The sequence below is a fragment of the Paraburkholderia xenovorans LB400 genome (genome assembly GCF_000013645.1).
Taxonomy (GTDB): Bacteria; Pseudomonadota; Gammaproteobacteria; order Burkholderiales; family Burkholderiaceae; genus Paraburkholderia; species Paraburkholderia xenovorans.
On the sequence record NC_007951.1, the window covers coordinates 208,818 to 228,895 of the forward strand.

Annotated in this window: 18 protein-coding genes; 7 read left to right on the forward strand and 11 right to left on the reverse strand. The window is 64.2% G+C overall.

The window, feature by feature from the left end:
• Nucleotides 1-111: 111 nt before the first annotated feature.
• On the reverse strand, nucleotides 112-1,962 hold the full coding sequence (locus tag BXE_RS00890; RefSeq protein WP_011486561.1) for an EAL domain-containing protein: 1,851 nt from the start codon (nucleotides 1,960-1,962) through the stop codon (nucleotides 112-114).
• A gap of 287 nt (nucleotides 1,963-2,249) precedes the next feature.
• Nucleotides 2,250-3,278 (reverse strand): bile acid:sodium symporter family protein, encoded by a 1,029-nt coding sequence (locus BXE_RS00895; RefSeq protein WP_011486562.1) that lies wholly within the window; start codon nucleotides 3,276-3,278, stop codon nucleotides 2,250-2,252.
• Between the two features lie 564 nt (nucleotides 3,279-3,842).
• On the opposite strand from BXE_RS00895, the gene BXE_RS00900 reads away from it, so the two are divergent.
• From BXE_RS00900 to BXE_RS00915, 4 genes are all read left to right on the forward strand, one after another.
• The gene (locus BXE_RS00900; protein WP_038457068.1) at nucleotides 3,843-4,385 is read left to right on the forward strand and encodes a hypothetical protein; all 543 of its coding nucleotides are present in this window, start codon (nucleotides 3,843-3,845) and stop codon (nucleotides 4,383-4,385) included.
• Nucleotides 4,386-4,900: 515 nt separating this feature from the next.
• A complete protein-coding gene (locus BXE_RS00905) occupies nucleotides 4,901-5,986 on the forward strand; it encodes a porin (RefSeq protein ID WP_011486565.1) in 1,086 nt (361 codons plus the stop codon).
• A gap of 205 nt (nucleotides 5,987-6,191) precedes the next feature.
• Nucleotides 6,192-7,130: a LysR family transcriptional regulator gene (locus BXE_RS00910; protein WP_011486566.1), complete on the forward strand. Its 939-nt coding sequence runs from the start codon at nucleotides 6,192-6,194 to the stop codon at nucleotides 7,128-7,130.
• A gap of 81 nt (nucleotides 7,131-7,211) precedes the next feature.
• Nucleotides 7,212-11,030, forward strand: a complete 3,819-nt coding sequence (locus BXE_RS00915; RefSeq protein ID WP_011486567.1) for a methylmalonyl-CoA mutase family protein — start codon at nucleotides 7,212-7,214, stop codon at nucleotides 11,028-11,030.
• A gap of 162 nt (nucleotides 11,031-11,192) precedes the next feature.
• Here BXE_RS00915 and BXE_RS00920 read toward each other — a convergent pair whose 3' ends face one another.
• Nucleotides 11,193-12,152: an NAD(P)H-dependent flavin oxidoreductase gene (locus BXE_RS00920; RefSeq protein WP_011486568.1), complete on the reverse strand. Its 960-nt coding sequence runs from the start codon at nucleotides 12,150-12,152 to the stop codon at nucleotides 11,193-11,195.
• A 281-nt stretch (nucleotides 12,153-12,433) separates the two neighbouring features.
• On the opposite strand from BXE_RS00920, the gene BXE_RS00925 reads away from it, so the two are divergent.
• Nucleotides 12,434-13,324, forward strand: coding sequence for an alpha/beta fold hydrolase (locus tag BXE_RS00925; protein ID WP_038457065.1), 891 nt, complete (start codon nucleotides 12,434-12,436; stop codon nucleotides 13,322-13,324).
• A 178-nt stretch (nucleotides 13,325-13,502) separates the two neighbouring features.
• Here the strand turns inward: BXE_RS00925 and BXE_RS00930 are convergent, their stop codons facing one another.
• The 8 genes from BXE_RS00930 to BXE_RS00965 form a co-directional block, all read right to left on the reverse strand.
• Entirely contained in the window at nucleotides 13,503-13,721 is a 219-nt protein-coding gene (locus tag BXE_RS00930) for a hypothetical protein (RefSeq protein WP_038457063.1), read from the reverse strand.
• Nucleotides 13,690-14,610, reverse strand: a complete 921-nt coding sequence (locus tag BXE_RS00935; protein WP_011486570.1) for an MBL fold metallo-hydrolase — start codon at nucleotides 14,608-14,610, stop codon at nucleotides 13,690-13,692. Before BXE_RS00935 ends, BXE_RS00930 begins: the two co-directional genes overlap by 32 nt.
• A complete protein-coding gene (locus BXE_RS00940) occupies nucleotides 14,607-15,086 on the reverse strand; it encodes a MaoC family dehydratase (RefSeq protein ID WP_011486571.1) in 480 nt (159 codons plus the stop codon). The genes BXE_RS00935 and BXE_RS00940 overlap by 4 nt, the downstream gene beginning before the upstream one ends.
• Nucleotides 15,083-15,307, reverse strand: coding sequence for a DUF1289 domain-containing protein (locus tag BXE_RS00945; protein ID WP_038458403.1), 225 nt, complete (start codon nucleotides 15,305-15,307; stop codon nucleotides 15,083-15,085). The genes BXE_RS00940 and BXE_RS00945 overlap by 4 nt, the downstream gene beginning before the upstream one ends.
• A gap of 25 nt (nucleotides 15,308-15,332) precedes the next feature.
• Nucleotides 15,333-15,854, reverse strand: a complete 522-nt coding sequence (locus BXE_RS00950; RefSeq protein WP_011486573.1) for a YbaK/EbsC family protein — start codon at nucleotides 15,852-15,854, stop codon at nucleotides 15,333-15,335.
• A gap of 66 nt (nucleotides 15,855-15,920) precedes the next feature.
• The gene (locus BXE_RS00955; protein WP_011486574.1) at nucleotides 15,921-16,850 is read right to left on the reverse strand and encodes a hydroxymethylglutaryl-CoA lyase; all 930 of its coding nucleotides are present in this window, start codon (nucleotides 16,848-16,850) and stop codon (nucleotides 15,921-15,923) included.
• Between the two features lie 66 nt (nucleotides 16,851-16,916).
• On the reverse strand, nucleotides 16,917-17,858 hold the full coding sequence (locus BXE_RS00960; protein WP_011486575.1) for a 2-hydroxyacid dehydrogenase: 942 nt from the start codon (nucleotides 17,856-17,858) through the stop codon (nucleotides 16,917-16,919).
• Nucleotides 17,859-17,983: 125 nt separating this feature from the next.
• The gene (locus BXE_RS00965; protein ID WP_011486576.1) at nucleotides 17,984-18,226 is read right to left on the reverse strand and encodes a hypothetical protein; all 243 of its coding nucleotides are present in this window, start codon (nucleotides 18,224-18,226) and stop codon (nucleotides 17,984-17,986) included.
• A 29-nt stretch (nucleotides 18,227-18,255) separates the two neighbouring features.
• On the opposite strand from BXE_RS00965, the gene BXE_RS00970 reads away from it, so the two are divergent.
• Nucleotides 18,256-18,858 (forward strand): RBBP9/YdeN family alpha/beta hydrolase, encoded by a 603-nt coding sequence (locus BXE_RS00970; RefSeq protein ID WP_011486577.1) that lies wholly within the window; start codon nucleotides 18,256-18,258, stop codon nucleotides 18,856-18,858.
• 133 nt (nucleotides 18,859-18,991) lie between these two features.
• Nucleotides 18,992-20,017 (forward strand): sulfate ABC transporter substrate-binding protein, encoded by a 1,026-nt coding sequence (locus BXE_RS00975; RefSeq protein ID WP_011486578.1) that lies wholly within the window; start codon nucleotides 18,992-18,994, stop codon nucleotides 20,015-20,017.
• Nucleotides 20,018-20,078 lie beyond the last annotated feature (61 nt).

Here is a 20,078-nt window from a genome sequence, read left to right on the forward strand (position 1 = left end):
ATCCGTCGATCGATACCCGTAAATACCCGTACGCTATGGTCTTGGTCCGAAATTTTATGTTTAGTAAAATTAGCTAAACAATCTCCGAAGCCGCCTCGGTAAGCCGCATCTTCACTCTAGCGAGACATGCACGGCTTCTGCTTGTCCACGCAGTAACGCCACGCTCTCGTCCGCGTCGATCAGCACGAAACCGCTCGCCTCGTGTTTCGCGCGCCGCTTGGCCAGTGCCGCAACGGAGGCGATTTCCTCGCTGGTATAGAGCGACGGTCCCTCGCCGGGCTCGACGTGCACGCAGCCGATCGCCATCGTCACGAAACCGAAGAAGGTCGGATTGCCGCGCCGGTCCTCGCCGTGAATACCGCCGGCGAGCCGGTCGGCCGGCGCGTAAAAGCGCTGCGCGCCCTCGTTGAATACGTGGATCGCGCGCAGCACGCGTTCGCGCCAGTCTTCGCTCTGGAACAGAATCAGGAAGTCGTCGCCGCCCACGTGTCCGAGGAAGTCGCGGGTCGGGTCGCACACGTCGGCGAGCACGAGGGCCGCGAATTTCAACACTTCGTCGCCTTGCCAGTAGCCGTATTGATCGTTGAACGGCTTGAAGTGATTCAGATCGACGTAGCACGCGTAGAAACCGGCGTCGTTGCCGAGCAGGCGGGCAATGTGCGAACTGATCGGGATATTGCCCGGCAGGAAGGTCAGCGGATTCGCGTAGCGCGCCGCTTCGATGCGCACCTCGGTCACCGCGCGCACGAGGTTTTCGCCGGTGCCGAGGCCGGCGTATTTGCCGTTGTCGGTGATGACGAAGCCATCGGCGAGATAGCGCTGATCGTCGCTCGCGAGGAGCTTGGCCATCTGCTCGACCGTCATCGATTTTTCGATGATGACCGGCGACGCGTTGGCGAACAGCAGGCAAGGGCGCTTGCCGAACAGTTCCCGGTGATACGGCAGCGCGTAGCGGTCCATGAAACTGCGGCGGTTGATCAGCGCGACCGGCTCGTCGTGCTCGACCACCGCGACCGCGTGCAGGTCGGGCAGACGGTTGAACAGTTCGAGCACGTCGTTATTGGTGGCCTGGCGCGGCAGCGCGGGCGCGTGCACCAGCATTTTCGCCGACGCCATGCCGCCCGAAGGCGACGCACTGCTCACCGTGCGCGTGGTTTCGGGAAACACCGCGATGTGGCCGGCGCGAAGCGCGTCGCGGGCGTCGTCGGTCACCTTGCGGGCCGGCTGCGCGTGCGGACGGCCGAAGAAAAACCCCTGACCGCAGCCGATCCCCATGTCGCGCACCACGATCAGGTCCGCTTCGTTTTCGATGCCCTCGGCCACGAGCCGCGCACCGCTTGCGCTGGCGAAGTGCTGCATGGCGCGCACGGCTTCGAACTTGAGCGGGTCGCAGGCAATGTCGTGAATGAAGAAGCGGTCGATCTTCACGACGTCCGGCTGCAACCGCACCCACAGGTTCATGCTGGCGTTCGCGGTGCCGTAATCGTCGAGCGCGAATTGCGCGCCGTCACTGCGCAGCGCCGCGATCACGGGCAGGAAACTGCCCACGTCGGGAATCGTGCTTTGCTCCGTCAGCTCGATTACCAGCCGCTGCGGATCGACGCCGTGATGACGCAGGAGCGCTAGCGTTTCATCGCGCGTCCCGGCCAGTTGGCGGAGTGCGCCCGCGCTGAAATTCAGAAACAGCTTGCCGTCGAATTCGAGCCGCGCGAACGCTTCGATGCAGGTGCGCGCGGCGGCGCGTTCGAGTGCGATGCCGCAGCCCTCGGCGAGCGCTTGCGAAAACAGCGCGAACGGTGCTTCGAGCGGCGTGCCCGCCGGCCCGCGAATCAGACCTTCGTAGCCGAGGATCGCGCCGTCTTCGAAATCGATGATTGGCTGGAAAACGGCGGACAGATCGCGCCGGGCTATCAGTTCCTCGATGCGCGGCGCGGCGGATCGGGAGGGCGGGCTAGGTTGCATGGCAGGTGGGGTAGCGATCGACCTTTGGCTTATCGGCCGGACCTGCGGGTAATTAAGTGAACTTTTAGTGACGCGTCGCACCGGCGCGGTGCGGCTGGATTTGCGTCTGCAGCGGCGGCCTTCCGTTCGCCGGGTCCGCGTTGCCAGGAATCTGCCTATGCCGTCCGGACGAGGCGACAGCGGCGGCGTTTGCGCGTGAAATAACAAAAAAGCCGCGCGAGGCGGCTTTCTTCAAATGACGCTCAGGGAGGGCGCTTATGAATGTCCTGTTTGCATTGCGCGCGTATTCAATGGCGCGCGACGGCGGCGGCGGGCCGCTCGCGCGAGGCGGCGCGGGTCTCGCCGCTGGTGTCGCGCGCGCCCCAGCGCTGCGCGAGCGCGGCGCACACCATCAACTGGATCTGGTGGAACAGCATGAGCGGCAAGACCACCGCGCCCACCGCATGCGAGGCGAAAATCACCTTGGCCATCGGCACGCCGGCGGCGAGACTCTTCTTCGAACCGCAGAAGATGATGGTGATCTGGTCCGCGCGGCTAAAGCCGAGCCGCTTGCTGACGAACATCGTTACAGCCAGAGCGAGAGCCAACAGCACGACGCACACCACCAGCAGGCCGCCGAGCGCGGAGAGCGGAATCTGGTGCCACAGGCCTTCGGTAACGGCCTCGCTGAATGCGCCGTACACCACCAGCAGGATCGAGCCCTGGTCGACGAATTTCAGCACGCCGCGATTGCGCTCGATCCACTTGCCGATCAGCGGGCGCAGCAACTGCCCGGCCACGAACGGCACCAGAAGCTGCAGCACGATATTGCCCACCGTGTGCCACGGCGAAGCACCGCCGCCGGCCGCCTGATTGGTGATGACGACGCTGACGAGTGCGGGCGTGATGAAGATGCCGAGCAGGCTCGAGGCCGACGCGCTGCATACGGCAGCCGGCACGTTGCCTTTGGCAATGGACGTGAACGCGATCGACGACTGAACCGTAGACGGCAGCGTGCAGAGGAAGAGGACCCCCGCATAGAGCGCCGGCGTGACAAGTGGCGAAAGGAGCGGTTTAAGCGCGAGGCCGAGCAGCGGAAACAGCGCGAACGTGCTGAGCAGCACTACCGCGTGCAAGCGCCAGTGCGTCGCGCCCGCAACGATCGCTTCGCGTGAGAGTTTGGCGCCGTGCAGGAAAAACAGCAGGCCGACCGCCACGTTCGTCACCCAGTTGAACCCGACGGCGGCCTGACCGTGAACCGGCAGGAAGCTGGCAAGGATCACGGTGCTGACGAGGCACAAGGTGAAGTTGTCGGGAAGCAGTTTCGGGCGAGCCATATCGGAATCTCGATTCAGTGACGCGGAAAAGCACGCGGGCCGCACGTATGAAGGCGCCGCTCCAGCTTATGGGAAACGTCTATTGTTGTTGATTTCTGATTGAAAATGCAAATTCATTTACCGAATCGATTAATGAGGATCGCGCATTGTGGCGCCTGTTTCCGGAAGAACCCGCACGGCATGGAGGCTGTTTTCAGTATTGGCGACGCCATCTGTTTGGTCCATGCACTTTTAACAATCCAGATGAAAACGGGACCGCGATTCGTCATACGCAAAGCCCTGTCTGTTATCTCGCTAAGGTCTTGAAAGCAAGCGTTTTCCGGGCGTTCACGCAAGTGCTCTGTCGTAGAAAAACGTCGCAGTAACAAGGTGTTACATCCGCGGGCGAGGCCTAACACTTTTTGGCTCGACACCCTCTGCCCGCACCCATAAATTACGGTTCAAAGGCCGTCGGGATGCCTAGCGTTGCGATATCGTCGCAGCGCTCATGCCAGTCCCAAAACAAGTCCATCGCAGCTCGAACGGTGGGCTTTCAGGCAAGTCTTCGGGCATGAGAGTCACTGGGTGGACGGGTTGTCGAGAACGAGGCACTGGGCGTTGGGCGCGGTTATCGCCGCGCTGTGCTCGTTCGCCTATGCGAAAGCGCCTGGCATGCCGCACGGCGGCAGTGGCGGCTATGCGCATGCCCCCACCAATCACGCCGTACGCGGCAACCTGCATCACGGCGGCAGTTACAACGGCGCAACTGCGGGACCAGCGCATACCACAATGGCGGATCGCGACGCGCATCTGCCGCGCGGTGGAGTGAATGGCGCGGGCGGCAATTATGGCAACGGGTTCGGGATTTACAACCCGGGCATGCGCCGCGTAGCCGCACCCGCCGGTTACGCCGGCGACGGCCGCGGCGGCATGCAGTACGCCGGCGCCATCACGCCGGTGAGTGCCGAGTCGCGTGCCGTGCCGCGGCCGCCGGTCAATGCGCCGGTCCGTGCCGGCTCGATCCGCGCGGACGTCGCCCGTTACAACGAAGAACGCGGTGCCACGCGCGCCATGCAGCGCCAGGCGGACGACCCGCGCCAGCCGGAAGGCTCGCCTTACCGGAATTAGGCGTTGCGCGGACATCGCGTCCGCCACGCCCGCCGAACCGCCTCCGAACCCCTTCTCCTCGTCTTCGAGATCGCCCGACAGCGGCGCTGCGCTTCGTCGCGCCCCAGGTCTGCCCGCCAGGTGACGTTTCGACGCCACACTTTTTTGAAAACACTCGGCAGCACGGCCCCTCCCGTCGTCAAATCAGGTCGTTTCTGCGGCGGTGCGTCATTCGCTTGTCATCTTGAGCGTGATCGCACCGTCCGGCGCAGTGTCAGCAATGCTTTGCGCGGTGCGGCAGAGGTTGCGGCGACACCGCGAGCGCACGGTCGGCCGGGGCTTTTATCAGGCCGATAAACAACAAAACTAATCAGAGCGATATACCCGCAATAACCAGCGATATTTTTGTTCATAAAAATGGTCCGCAAAGATGGTCCCGCCCAGATCGGCTCAATGATCGAACGGACAACAACAATGGTTCGCGTGAGCGCCCCTTTCGCACAGCCACACCCCTTTTGACAAAGACAGGAGAACCCATGAAAGCAAGCATCAGCAGTGCGCTGAAGACCACCCTCAAGGCAACCGCGTGTGCCGCTCTGCTGGCCAGTGCATCGTCTGCTTTTGCGCAATCGAGCGTGCAGCTCTACGGTCAGGTCGACGAATGGGTCGGCGCGCAGAAATTCCCGGGCGGCAAGACTTCGGTGCAAGTCTCCGGCGGCGGCATGTCGACTTCGTACTGGGGCCTGAAGGGGGCGGAGGATCTGGGCAACGGCTACAAGGCGATCTTCGCGCTGGAAGGCTTCTTTCTCGCGCAGAACGGCCAGTACGGCCGCTTCACGGGCGACACGATGTTCTCGCGTAACGCGTACGTCGGTATCGAATCGCCCTACGGCACGGTTACCGCGGGCCGCCTGACGACGCCGCTGTTCGTGTCGACGATTCTGTTCAACCCGTTCATCGACTCGTACGTGTTCTCGCCGATGGTCTATCACACGTACCTCGGCCTCGGCACGTTCCCCACCTACTCGACGGACCAGGGCGTGACGGGCGACTCCGGCTGGAGCAACGCGGTGTCGTACTCGTCGCCGAACTTCAACGGCCTCTCGGCGACGGCCATGTATGCGCTCGGCAACACGACCGAGAACGGCGCGAAGAAGTGGAGCGGCCAGGTGCTGTACTTCCACGGCCCGTTCGCGGCAACGGCCGTCTATCAGTACGTGAACTTCAACAACGTGCCGAGCGACCTCGGCAGCTTCAGCACGTCGGGCGTGCCCGGCCTGAAGAGCCAGAGCGTCGCGCAGCTCGGCCTGTCCTACGACCTGAAGTTCGTGAAGTTCTTCGGCCAGTACATGTACACGTACAACGACCAGCAGGTCACGAGCTGGCACGTGAACACGGCGCAGGGCGGCGCCTCGGTGCCGTTCGGCCCGGGCACGGTGATGGCGTCGTACGCCTATTCGCGCGACGGCGGCGGCTTCGACCAGACCCGCCAGACGGCTGCGATCGGCTACGACTATCCGCTGTCCAAGCGCACGGACATCTACGCGGCTTATCTGTACGACCACATCAGCAATCAGTCGAGCGGCAACACCTACGGCGTCGGCCTGCGCGCCAAGTTCTGAGCGTCACGGCCGCGCCGCGCGGCGCCTGCTCGCGGGTATCGCGCACTGGCCGCATCAGCTTGATCTCCCAAGCCCGTCTTCTTCCGAAGGCGGGTTTTTTTGCTTTCTGACGCCGGGATTCCTTTCATGGACGCGTGCTTTGCCGACCAGCTTTTGATAAACCCGGCAAAATGCCGTCGATTGATTCCTGAAGCGAGCGATTGAGATGGATACCCTCGTCAGCATGAAAGTGTTCCGGCATGTGGTCGAAGTCGGCAGCTTTGTCGGCGCGGCCGAACGGATGGAGATGTCGGCGGCGATGGCGAGCAAACACGTGATGCATCTCGAACAGCAACTCGGCGCGCGGCTCCTGAACCGCACCACGCGGCGGGTCGCGCCCACCGAGGCGGGCCGCGAATATTACGAGCGTCTGAGCCAGGTGCTCGCCGAGCTCGAAGAGGCCGAACAGGCGGTCGGCGCCGCGAGCGTCGTGCCGCAGGGGCGCTTGCGGGTGTCGTCGCTGTCGGCGTTCGGTTTGAGCCATGTGATGGCCGCGGTGGCGGACTACGCCGCGCAGTATCCGCAGGTCACCGTCGATATGACACTCTCCGACCGGGTGGTCGAACTGATCGACGAAGGTTTCGATGTCGCCATCCGGGCTTCGCCGGGCGGGCTCAAGTCTTCTTCATTGATCGCGCGGCAGATCGCGACCGCGCATCTCGTGCTGTGCGCGTCGCCTGCCTATCTGAAACGGCACGGCACGCCGAAAACCGTGGCCGACCTCGCGCGTCACAACTATCTCCAGTACGCGGGCGTGTCGGCGCTCGAAATCGCGCCGGCAACCGGCGAAGCTTCTTCGCGCGTACGCCTGACGGGCAACCTGATCGTCAACCATCTCGAAGCGCAGCGTGTGATCGTGCTGCAGGGCGCGGGCATCGCGATGCTCGGCACCGAAGTGATCGGCGACGATCTGGCCGCGGGGCGCCTCGTGCCGCTGCTGGTTGACGACGTGCCGCCGCGCGAGCTGCCGATTTATGTGGTCTACGCGAGCCGCCGGCATCTGTCGGCCAAGGTGCGCTCGTTTGTCGACTTCCTCGCTGAGCGGTTCGCCAACGAGTCGCTGTGGCCGTCGCTCGAACAGATCAAGGCGTTGGCGGTGCGGTAGGCGCCGAGGACGGTCAAGCGCCGCGAACCGTTTCGCTATACTGGTTGCCAGCACCCATACGCGTAACGATCTGGGGGAGACATGACCGATCTGTCCACGCCGCAGCGCGCCGGCAGCCACAAGCTGCCCGCGGGCCGGCGACTGCGCTTTGTCACCGCGGCTGCGTTGTTCGACGGCCACGATGCGTCGATCAATATCATGCGGCGCATTCTTCAGGCGAGCGGCGTCGAGGTGATTCACCTCGGCCACAACCGCTCCGTCGATGAAGTCGCCACCGCCGCGCTGCACGAGGACGCCGACGGCGTCGCCGTGTCCAGCTACCAGGGCGGTCACAACGAATATTTCCGCTATCTGGTCGACTTGCTGCGCGCGCGCGGCGGCGAGCGCATCAAGGTGTTCGGCGGCGGCGGCGGGGTGATCGTCCCCGAAGAGATCGCCGGGCTCGAACGCTATGGCGTCGAGAAGATCTATTCGCCGCAGGACGGCCAGCGGCTTGGTCTGCAAGGCATGATCGACGATATGATCGCGCGCTGCGCCGAAGGTGCGCGCGCGGCGGCGGCCACAGGGGAGAGTCAGGTCGGCGCGTGGGCGGCGGAGTTTTCGGAGCATGGGCTGCCGCGTTTTGATTCGCGCGACGACGTGGGTGTTGACCGGCAGGGGGCCGTCGCGCGCAATCCGTCGAGCGAGGCGAGTCGCGTGGCCGCGGCGGGGCGCGGCGATCATTTGGACAGAGGCGTCCGCGCGGCCAGCACGGCCGACACGGCCGACACGGCCAACACGGCCAACACGGCCAACACGGCCAACACTGGCAGCGTAGCGGACGCAGCGGACGCAGCGGACGCAGCGGACGCAGCGGACGCAGCCGACGCAGCCAGCACAGCCAGCACAGCCAGCACAGCCAGCACAGCTAGCACAGCTAGCACAGCCGGCATCCCCGACCCGGCATCCCTGGTTTTCCGCCGACTCGCGCAACTCATCAGCGCGTTCGAAACGGCCGCCATCGACGTCAACACGCGGGACAAGCTGTCCGCTCTAGCAGAAGTAACCGCGATCCCCCTCCTCGGCATTACCGGAACCGGCGGCGCCGGCAAATCGTCGCTCACCGACGAATTGATTCGTCGCTTTCGCCTCGACTACGGCGACGCCCTCACCATCGCCGTGCTCGCCATCGACCCTTCGCGCCGCAAGTCCGGCGGCGCGCTGCTGGGCGACCGCATCCGCATGAACGCGATCGGCGACTGGGGCGGCGGCGCGCGCGTGTACATGCGCTCGATGGCGACGCGCGAAGCATCGAGCGAAATCTCCGACTCGCTGCCCGACGCGCTGATGCTCTGCAAGGCGGCGGGCTTCGATCTGATCGTCGTGGAAACATCCGGCATCGGCCAGGGCAATGCGGCGATCGTGCCGTTCGTCGACGAATCGCTGTATGTCATGACGCCGGAATTCGGCGCGGCCAGCCAGCTGGAGAAGATCGACATGCTCGACTTTGCCAGCTTCGTCGCGATCAACAAGTTCGATCGCAAAGGCGCGCGGGACGCGTTGCGCGATGTCGCCAAGCAGGTGCAGCGCAATCGCGCCGACTTCGCGAAGTCGCCGGAAGCGATGCCGGTGTTCGGAACGATCGCCTCGCGCTTTAACGACGACGGCGTGACCGCGCTGTATCGGCACGTTGCCGAAGCGTTGCGCAAGCATGGTTTGCGTTCGGGCGGCGGCCGTCTTGCCGCGCCCGAAGATCTGCGTTTTTCGAGCGGGCGCAACGCCATCGTGCCGCCCGCCCGCGTGCGTTATCTGGCGGATATTGCGCAGACGATCCACGCTTATCGCGAGCGAGCCGATGCGCAAGCGCGCCTTGCGCGCGAGCGCTGGCAGCTGATCGAGGCGCGCAGGATGCTCGTTGAGACGGGTGAGGCCGCAAGGTCCACTGTTGCCACAAGTGCAAGCCCAGGAGCAAGCGCAAGCTCGAAAGCAAACGCATGTACAAGCACAAGCTCGAAAGCAAACGCAAGCCCAGGAGCAAACACAACCGCGAACTCAAACGCTTCCGCAACCAGCGGCACAGCCACCCCAACCGACGCGCTCAACCCAACCCTCTCGCAACTCGACACGCTGATCACCCAACGCACCGCCTCGCTCGGCGAACGCGAGCGCATCCTCCTCGACACCTGGCCGGAAATCGTCGCCGCTTACTCGGGCACTGAACACATCGTCCGCGTCCGCGACCGTGAAATCCGCACCGCGCTGACCGTCGCGACGCTTTCCGGCTCCGAAGTCCGCAAAGTCTCCCTGCCGAAATTCGTCGATCACGGCGAGATTCTGCGCTGGCTGATGCTCGACAATCTGCCCGGCTACTTCCCCTTCACCGCCGGCGTGTTCCCGTTCCGCCGCGAAAACGAAGACCCGACCCGCATGTTCGCCGGCGAAGGCGATCCGCAACGCACCAATCGCCGCTTCAAACTGCTCTCGGAAGGCATGCCGGCCAAACGTCTGTCGACTGCGTTCGATTCGGTCACGCTGTACGGTGAAGAGCCGCACGAGCGTCCCGACATCTACGGCAAAGTGGGCAATTCCGGCGTCTCCGTCGCGACGCTCGACGACATGAAGACGCTCTACGACGGTTTCGACCTCTGCGCGCCGGAAACCTCGGTCTCGATGACGATCAACGGCCCCGCGCCGACCATCCTGGCGATGTTCTTCAACGTCGCGATCGATCAGCAAATCGCGCGTACGACACAGCGGCAAGGCCGCCCGCTCACCGAAGACGAACTCGCCGCGACGCGCCGCACCGCGCTGGAAAACGTGCGCGGCACCGTGCAGGCCGATATCCTGAAGGAAGACCAAGGCCAGAACACCTGCATTTTCTCGACCGAATTCAGCCTGAAGGTGATGGGCGATATTCAGGCGTACTTCGTCGAGCATGGCGTGCGCAATTTCTATTCGGTCTCGATCTCCGGCTATCACATCGCCGAAGCCGGCGCGAATCCGATTTCGCAACTCGCGTACACGCTCGCGAACGGCTTCACGTATGTGGAGGCCTATCTCGCCCGCGGCATGTCGATCGACGACTTCGCGCCGAATCTGTCGTTCTTCTTTTCAAACGGCATGGACCCGGAGTACACGGTGCTGGGCCGCGTCGCGCGACGCATCTGGGCCGTCGCCATGCGCGAGCGCTACGGCGCGAACGAACGCAGCCAGAAGCTCAAGTATCACGTGCAGACGTCGGGCCGCAGCCTGCACGCGCAGGAGATCGACTTCAACGATATCCGCACCACGCTGCAGGCGCTGATCGCGATCTACGACAATTGCAATTCGCTCCATACGAATGCGTTCGACGAAGCGATCACCACGCCCACCGAGGAATCCGTGCGCCGCGCGGTGGCGATCCAGTTGATTATCAACCGTGAATGGGGACTCGCGAAGAATCAGAATCCGAATCAGGGCAGCTTCGTGATCGAGGAGCTGACCGACCTGGTGGAAGAAGCGGTTCTGGCCGAATTCGACCGGCTGACCGAGCGAGGCGGCGTACTGGGTGCGATGGAAACCGGCTATCAGCGCGGGCGCATCCAGGACGAGTCGATGCTGTATGAGCACCGCAAGCACGACGGGTCTTATCCGATCGTCGGCGTGAACACGTTCTTGAGCGCGCATCCGCATGAAGCGCCGCAGCCGATCGCGCTAGCCCGTTCCACCGACGATGAGAAACAAAGCCAGTTGCAACGCCTGCGTGCTTTCCAGGCGCAGCATCGCGACGCGGCGCCGGCCGCGCTCGAACGCCTGAAGCGCGCCGTGATCGACGATGAAAATGTGTTCGCGGTGCTGATGGATGTCGTGCGTGTCTGCTCGCTCGGACAGATCACGCACGCGCTGTTTGAAGTGGGCGGGCAGTACCGCCGCAATATGTAAGCGCGGCTGCGTGGTGGTCGCTGCGACTCTGCGTGAAGCCGGGCCGCAGCGCAAGACCGTGCAGATCGAGCGTCTCAGCTCAAGCGCCCCGAACCAGGCGCCTGTGCCGGCGCGCTCCAGGCAAACGCACAACCACAACGCGTCGCGCCTGGGTGCATCACCTCAACGCGCAATCCCCAGCCGCGCCTTCGCGTCGTCATATTCCTTCGACAAACGCTGCACCAGTTCGCTCACGCTCGGCACGTCGTCCATCAGGCCGACGCCCTGGCCCGCGCCCCAGATGTCTTTCCACGCCTTCGCCTTGTCGCTGCCGAAGTTCATCTTGGTCTTGTCCGATTCCGGCAGCGCGTCCGGGTCCAGCCCCGCGTTGACGATGCTTTCGCGGATGTAATTGCCGTGCACGCCGGTGAACAGGTTGGTGTAAATGATGTCCGACGCGGTGGAATTGACAATGGCCTGCTTGTAGCTGTCCACCGCGTGAGCCTCTTTGGTCGCGATGAAGCGCGTGCCCATGTAGGCGAGGTCCGCGCCCATCGCCTGCGCGGCGAGAATCGAGCCGCCGTTGGCGATCGAGCCCGACAGCACGATCGGACCGTCGAACATGCGCCGCACTTCGCCGACCAGCGCGAACGGCGAGGTCGTGCCCGCGTGGCCGCCCGCGCCGGACGCGACCAGGATCAGACCGTCGACGCCCGCCTCCAGCGCTTTCTGCGCATGACGCAGATTGATCACGTCGTGCAGCACGATGCCGCCGTAGCTATGCACGGCGTCGACGATTTCCCGTGCCGGCGCCCGCAGGCTCGTGATGAAAATCGGCACCTTGTGTTCGACGCATACGCGCACGTCGTGTTCGAGCCGCGTATTCGACTGATGGACGATCTGGTTGACCGCGATCGGCCCGATGATCGCATCCGGGTTGGCCGCTTTGTGCTCGGCGAGCTGCGTCTGGATCTGCGTGAGCCATTCGTCGAGCAATTCGGCCGGGCGCGCATTCAGCGCGGGAAACGAGCCGACGATCCCGGCCTTACACTGAGCCAGCACGAGTTCGGGATAGCTGACGATGAACATCGGCGAGGCGACGACCGGCAGCGCAAGTTTTTGCAGAACGGCGGGCAATGCCATAGTGCGAGTCTCCTGATTTGAGCGAACCGGTGCGAGGTTGAGCGCCCGGCGATGACTGAGTTTAGCGGCACATGGCGTGCGGCGCTTTCATCAGCCGCAGCCATCCGATAATTTAAGAACGATCGTTCGATTATAGGCGATGCGCGGCGCTCGCGTCCGGCCGCTGCGTTTGGAACAGTTGGAAGGAGTGTTCAGGTTCTATGCTTGCGTGGGCTGTCCCACCTCGCGCGGACACATTGGCCTCCTACAATGCAGTGACTCCAGATCACAAGAGAGACGTCATGGCCTTCGAGAATTTCACGCCCTTTCGCGTCGCCGTGGGCGATGTCGATATTTTTGGAGTGAAGGGCGGAGCGGGCCCGCCTCTTCTTTTGTTGCACGGTCATCCGCAGTCGCATCTGATCTGGCGGAAGTGCGCTGCGCGACTGGCCAAACATTTCACCGTCATCGCCACCGATCTGCGCGGCTACGGCGCATCGGGCAAGCCGCCGAGCGACGCCGAACATACGCCGTATTCCAAGCGCGTGATGGCGGCCGATCAGGTCGCCGTGATGCGTCATTTCGGCTTCGAACGTTTTCTCGTGTGCGCACACGACCGCGGCGCACGCGTCGCGCATCGAATGGCGCTCGATCATCCCGACGCCGTCGAGCGTCTGATGCTGCTCGATATCGCGCCGACGCTCGCAATGTACGAGGCCACCGACCGCACCTTCGCGACGCACTACTTCCACTGGTTCTTCCTCATCCAGCCGGAGCCGCTGCCCGAGACGCTGATCGGCGCGAACCCGGCGGCTTATGTCGATGCGGTGATGGGCGGCCGTCATGCGGGTCTGGCGCCGTTCGATCCCGCCGCGCTCGACGCCTATCGCTCGGCGCTCGCCCAACCAGGCGCCGTGCACGCGATGTGCGAGGACTACCGCGCGTCGGCGAGCATCGACCTGGAGCACGATCGGGCCGATATCGAGCGCGGTCACAAGATCGGCTGCCCGCTGCGCGTGTTGTGGGGCGACAAGGGCGTGATCGAGAAGTGCTTCGACGCGCTGGCCGAATGGCGTCATGTGGCGCGCGACGTGAGTGGCCGCGCGCTGCCTTGCGGACACTACATACCCGAAGAAGCATCGGACGAACTGGTCGCCGAAATGCTGTCTTTTTTCGAAGCGGTCGAGCAGTAGGTCCCGTTCGTCCGCTGCGGTCGTGCGTGAAGCCGCGCTCGCCGTCGTTCCGCCGTAGCGGCGTGCCACAATGCTACGGATTCCCGAGTAACTGGAATCCGGCATTGTTCATCCAGACGGACTAATGTTTCGAAAGCTGTGTGACTACAGCGCTCTGTGGTGTGACGTGTATGCAGCTTTAAAAGCTGGCGTCAAACTTCTGTAGGGAAATCACCGATGCGGCCAAAAAACCGGCGCGCGTATCATGCATCTTGACGCTGATCACGTCCGACAGAATTTCCGCCGCTCGCCTGTAATGGTCGAGCGGCTTTCTTTTTGTGGCGACGGTTCGCGTATTCCGGATGGTTCGAGCCAGCGGCGGCGCGTCATGCCGCGCGCGCGACAACGCGCTCGCCATCCACTTCCAGCGGCCCGTTCCTCGCGGCCAATTCCTCGACGATGTTTTTCACCAGCGCGGGCCACTCGCCGCGCGGCTTGAGCATCGTCGCGGCGGCGCGCATCACGGCGGCGTCGTCGAGCATTTGCAGCAGAGTGTCGAAGCGCATCGCGCGGACTTCGAGCAGCTTGAACACGATCAGCACCTTCAGCGCGTTCTTTGCGTTGCGGGCCGGATCGGCACGCAGCCACGCAACACGCGAAAACGCGCGCTCCAGCGCCTGTTCGACATTCGTGAAGGGTGCGCCGTGGCCGGGTATCACGAGGCGTACGTCGAGCTTCGCAATGGCTTCGAGCACCGCCTGTTCCTCGGCGAAACCGCTTTCGCCTTCCAGTTCCGGAAAGATCACGCCGAAACCGTTTTCCCAAAGCGCGTCCGCGCTGATCAGGATGCGCTCGCCGGCGCAGTAGAGCATCAGCGAATGCGGATCGTGGCCGGGCGCGCCGAGCACTTTCCAGTCGAGCGCGCCGAGCCGCAACTGCGCGCCGGGCGCAATCGTGCCGGTGAAGGTGAAGCGCTCGCACGTCTGGCCGGTCGCGCGAAACGTGAGGCGTGTGTCGTCCCAGTCGCGCACGGCACCGGCTTCCGAGGCGGGAATCACGGTGCGGCACGGCCATGTGGCCTGCAGAAGCGCATTGCCGCCGCAGTGGTCCGAATGCAGATGCGTGTTGACGATCAGATCGAGCGGCCGCGCGCCGAGCGCCTGCCGCACCAGGGCGAGCGTTTGCGGCGCGTGCGTGGCGTAGCCGGTATCGACAAGCGCGGCGCATGCGTCGTCCAGCAGCAGCACGTTGTTCGACGAAAGCCAGCCGCGTTCGAAAACCCGAATCGATTCCGGTAGCGTGATCATGGCGAGTTGGGCGCCGCGTTTGCGTGTGTGTTCGCTGCGGCTTCAGATTTCGGCATGACGAGAATGGTCGACGAACCGGTCAACATGGTGTCGCCGCGCTGATTCACGACTGTGCCTTCAAGTTGGGTCAGATCGCCGTTCAGGCTCGGCTTCCAGTAAGCGTCCTTCACGCGCCAGGTGATGGTGAGCGTGTCATTCGCGCGGACGGCTTTCTTCAGCTTGATATCGAACTCGAGACCGAGCGGTTGCGCGTAGGTCGAAAAATGCGTGGCCAGCAGCGCCATGAAATGCGCGGTCGGCTGCGTGCCGGATGCGATCAGTCCGCCAAAGCGGCTTTGCGCCGCATACGCCTCGTCGTGATGCAGCGGGTTGTGGTCGTTCACCAGCGAGGCGAACGATTTCACCGACTCCGCCGATAACTCCAGCGTCGAACTGAACGTCTCGCCAATCGTGACGATGCGCGGCGCGGCGTTCATCGCGGCACCTTCGGCAGGTTCGCGACGAGCTTTGCGTGGCGTACGTGGATCGCGTCCCAGACCGCGCGCTTCGCGTCGCCGTCGAGCAGCGACCAGCCGGCGATTTCGTCGATGGTGCGCAGGCATCCTTCGCACCAGCCGGTCGACGCGTCCATCCTGCACACGTTGATGCAAGGCGAGGGCACGGCGCGGTCGTCTTCGTTATCGAGGCCTGCTGTCATCGTCGTCATCGTTACCGTCATCGCGTCACGCCGTTTCGCGCAGCGCCACGTCGACCACCGGCGCGCCCGTCAGCGCGATCAGCTCCTGTGCCGTCAGGTTGAACACCGCATGCGGATGGCCCGCGGCGGCCCACAGGCTGTCGAGTTCGAGCAGATCCGCGTCGATCAGCGTGACCGGTTCGGTGGCGTGACCGATCGGACAGACGCCGCCGATCGCATAGCCGGTTTTTTCGCGGACGAACTTCGCGTCCGCACGGCCGATTTCGCCGACCTGCGCGGCGACCTTCTTTTCGTCGACGCGATTCGCGCCGCTCGCGACCACCAGCACCGGTGCGTCGTCTTCGCGGCGGCGAAACAGGATCGACTTGGCGATCTGCGCGACCGAGCAGCCGAGTCCCGCGGCGGCTTCGGCGGAGGTCTTGCCGGTTTCCGGCAGCATCACGATCCGGCCCGCGTGACCGCGTTCGCGCAACAGCAGCGCGACGCGGCGTGCCGAGTCCGGCAGCGCGGTGAGATCGTCGGTTTCGGGAGAAGCGTGGTCCGTCATCGTTTCAGGTCCTGAGTGTTGGCATGACAGTTGGCATGAGTGCCGGGCGCATGCGCCGGGCCGGCGTCAGACGCAGTTCGCCGCTGCTTCGCTGCGCGCTTTGGCGAGCAGCGCTTTACCGGCGCGCGACACATTGGGCCGGCCGATCGAGGTCGAGATGAAATCGCCGATCGCGACGACTTGCGCGAGATCGATGCCGGTTTCGATGCCGAGGCCGTTCATCAGATACAGCACGTCTTCGGTTGCGACGTTGCCGGTCGCGCCCTTCGCATACGGACAGCCGCCGAGGCCCGCCACCGACGCGTGATAGATCTCGATGCCTTCCAGCAACGCCGCGTAGATATTGGCGAGTGCCTGACCATAGGTATCGTGGAAGTGGCCCGACAGGCGTTCGCGCGGAAACACCCGCGTGACCGCTTCGAACACTTCACGCGTGCGCTTGGGCGTGCCCACACCGATCGTATCGGCGATATCGATTTCGTCGCAGCCGAGCGCGGCGAAGCGCTCGACGACGTCCACCACCGACGCCACCGGCACTTCACCCTGATACGGACAGCCCAGCGCGCAAGAGACGCTGCCGCGAATCCGCACGCCGTGCTCCTTGGCCGCCTGCGCGACGGGCGCGAACCGGCCGATGCTTTCCGCGATGCTGCAATTGATGTTCTTCTGCGAGAACGCTTCGCTGGCGGCGCCGAAAATCACGATCTCGTCGGCACGCGCGGCGAGCGCGCCCTCGAAGCCGCGCAGGTTGGGCGTCAGCACCGAGTAGATCGTGCCGGGGCGCCGTTCGATACCGGCCATCACGTCGGCGCCGTCCGCCATTTGCGGCACCCATTTCGGCGACACGAACGAAGCGGCCTCGACGTTACGGAAGCCCGCCGCCGACAACCGGTTGATCAGCTCGATCTTGGTCGCGGTGGGCACGAATTCTTTTTCGTTCTGCAGTCCGTCACGCGGACCGACTTCGACGATTTTCACTTGCTGGGGTAGGGCCATGATCTGTCTCCATGCAACTCGTTGACGCCGCGCGTGGCGGCGCTCCTTCAATGGGATTGGCTGTGTTCAGTATCCGCGTTCCAGATTCACCACTCCGCCAACTGTATCGCCTCGTGCGAGCGCCGTGATTTTCCGCGCGACCTGGACGACGCTTTCCTCGCGCAACGTCAGCGCGGACACGTGCGGCGTGATCGTGATGCGCGGCTCGCGCCAGAATGGATGATCCGGCGGCAGCGGTTCTTCGCGGAACACGTCGAGCGTGGCGGCGGTGAGCTGGCCGCTCGCGAGCGCGTCGAGCAGATCCTGCTCGACCAGATGCCCGCCGCGCGCCACGTTGATCAGATACGCGCCGCGTGCGAGTTTCGCGAAGGTGCGTGCGTTCAGCATGTCGCCGGTATCCGGCGTATGCGGCAGCAGATTCACCAGCACTTTCACGCCGTCGAGAAACGCGTCGAACTGCGCTTCGCCGGCAAACGTCTGAATGCCGTCGATCTGCCGCGGGCTGCGGCTGTAGCCGCGCACCGGCACACCGAACGCCGCCACCGCCTGGGCGACATGCGCGCCGAGCACGCCAAGTCCCAGTACGCCGACGGTAAAGGTTTCACGCGGATGCGGCTCGAGCACTTGCCAGCGGCGCTCGGCTTGCAGCGTCTGATACTCGTCGAAACGGCGCAGATAGCGCAGCACCGCATGCGCGACGTACTCGGCCATTTGCGGCGCCATGCCGGTGTCTTCCAGGCGGATCAACTGCGCGTTGCGCGGCAACGTGCCGGGTTGCGCGTGTTCCAGCGCGAGGATCGCGTCGACGCCCGCGCCCAGATTGAAGATGGCGTGCAGATCGTCGCGTCCGGCCAGCATCTCGCGCGGCGGACGCCACACCACTGCGAAATCGGCCGGCGCGGTGTCGCCCGGCTGCCATTCACGCAGATCGGCCGCCGGCAGCGCGCGGGCGAAGTCGTTCAGCCACGCGGTGGCGTCGGCATGCGGCATGTAGAAGAGGATTTTCATACGGTCTGGAAGGCGCCTGCGAGGTCGCGGCGGGTGACGGAGAAGCCACCGCGTGACCGATGCGACAGCTGCAACGCTGCGGACGACACTTGCTGCATGAGGCCTCCTCCTTTTATGGATAGGCTTCATTCTACTTTTTCGACGCGCATCGCGCGCGTTTGCGCACGGGCGTGCGGTTCCGGCGATGGTTTTCCGTCGGCAGGCCCGTATCTGGCGGAGCTTTGCGGGCGCATTCGGGTGCGTATCCGGCCATGCATCGGGTCGCGCTTTTTATCCGCGCGTTCATCCGTACATTTGCCCGCGTATTTGTCCCATAACCAAAGCACAAAAACTTGGTTCGCCCAGACGGCGCCCGGCGCGACAATCATTACCCGGATTTCCGCAGCGAGGCACCCACATGCTTTCATGCACCAGATCGACATGGCCGCCACGGCTCGTCACGGTTCCCGGCCTGCACGGCAGCGAGGGCGCGCACTGGCAGACCTGGCTGGAGCGGCAGTTCGCGCGCTCGCTGCGCGTCGAGCAGGCCGACTGGGACGCACCGGACCTCGCGCTGTGGTCCAGGTCGTTGCGCGATCTGCTCGCGCGTGAGCGCGGGCCGTTCGTGCTGGCCGCGCATAGCTTCGGCTGCCTTGCGGCCGCGCATGCATTGCAGCAGGCGCCGTATGCGAACGACGTGGTCGGCGTGCTGTTCGTGGCGCCCGCGAGTCCGCAGAAATTCGCCTTCGCCGGAGCGTTCGACGCGCGGCGTCTCGGCGTGCCGTCCATCCTGATCGGCAGCCAAACCGATCCGTGGATGTCGCTCGCCGGCGCACGCGATCTCGCGCAGCGCTTCGGCAGCGCGTTTGTGAATCTCGGCGACGCGGGGCATATCAACACCGCGGCCGGCTTCGGTCCCTGGCCGCGCGCGAAGTATTTCGTGGACACCCTGGTGCATTGCGCGGCGCCGCTGCGGTTTCGCGAGGAGTCGATCGAGGCCGCGCAGCACGCATTTATCTGAATGGTCGGGCCGGCGTTCGGGCAGGTGAGGCGCGCGCACGCGGCACAGACCGAGTAAGCGATCCGTTAGAATCCCGCTTCACGCTGCACGTTCGTGCGGCCACTGGTTTTCATCAACGAAAGGCGGGGACAGGATGGCAGGCAAGACGGGGACTTCGCGCTGGCTGGCAGCCGGCATGACGGCAATGACGCTCGCGCTGGCGGGCGTGCCGGCAGCGCACGCAGAGACGTCGCTGCTCAACGTGTCGTACGACGTGACGCGTGAGCTGTACAAGGACATCAACGCTGGCTTCATTGCCGCGTACAAGCAGAAGAGCGGCGAGACCGTCTCGATCCGCCAGTCGCATGGCGCGTCGAGCGCGCAGGCGCTGTCGGTGCTGCAAGGCTTGCAGGCCGACGTGGTGACGATGAACCAGCCGAACGACATCGACCTGCTCGCCGAGAAAGGTCAACTGCTGCCGGCCAACTGGCGCACGCGTCTGCCGAACGACAGCGTGCCCTACACCACCACGATGGTGTTCCTCGTGCGCAAGGGCAACCCGAAGCACATCAAGGACTGGGACGATCTCGCGAGGCCAGGCGTGCAGGTGATCATCGCCAATCCGAAGACATCGGGTAACGGGCGCTATACGTATCTGGCCGCGTGGGGTTATCGCAAGCAGCACGGCGGGACCGACGCGCAGGCGCTCGACTTCGAAAAGGCGATCTTCAAAAACGTGCCGGTGCTCGACACGGGCGGCCGCGGCGCGACGACCACGTTTACGCAACGCGGTATCGGCGACGTGCTGGTGACGTTCGAAAACGAAGTGGCGCTGATGGACACGGGCGTGGGCGGGGGCAACTTCGAGGCGGTGTATCCGTCCGTGAGTTTGCTGGCGGCGCCGCCGGTTTCGATCGTCGACAAGGTGGTCGACAAGCGCGGCACGCGCAAGGAAGCGCAGGCGTATCTCGACTATCTGTGGTCGCCGGCCGCGCAGGAGATCATCGCGCAGCATCACTTGCGTCCGCAGGACAAGACCGTGCTCGCGAAGCATGCGTCGGAGTTCAAGGCGATCAAAACCTTCACTGTCGAAGAGATGTTCGGTGGCTGGCAGAAAGCGCAGCAAACGCATTTCTCCGATGGCGGGACATTCGATCAGATCATCGTCGACAAGAAGTAATTTCCGGCTTCACAAGTAAAAAGGCTGCCTCGTGGAAAACGAGGCAGCCTTTTTTATCGCG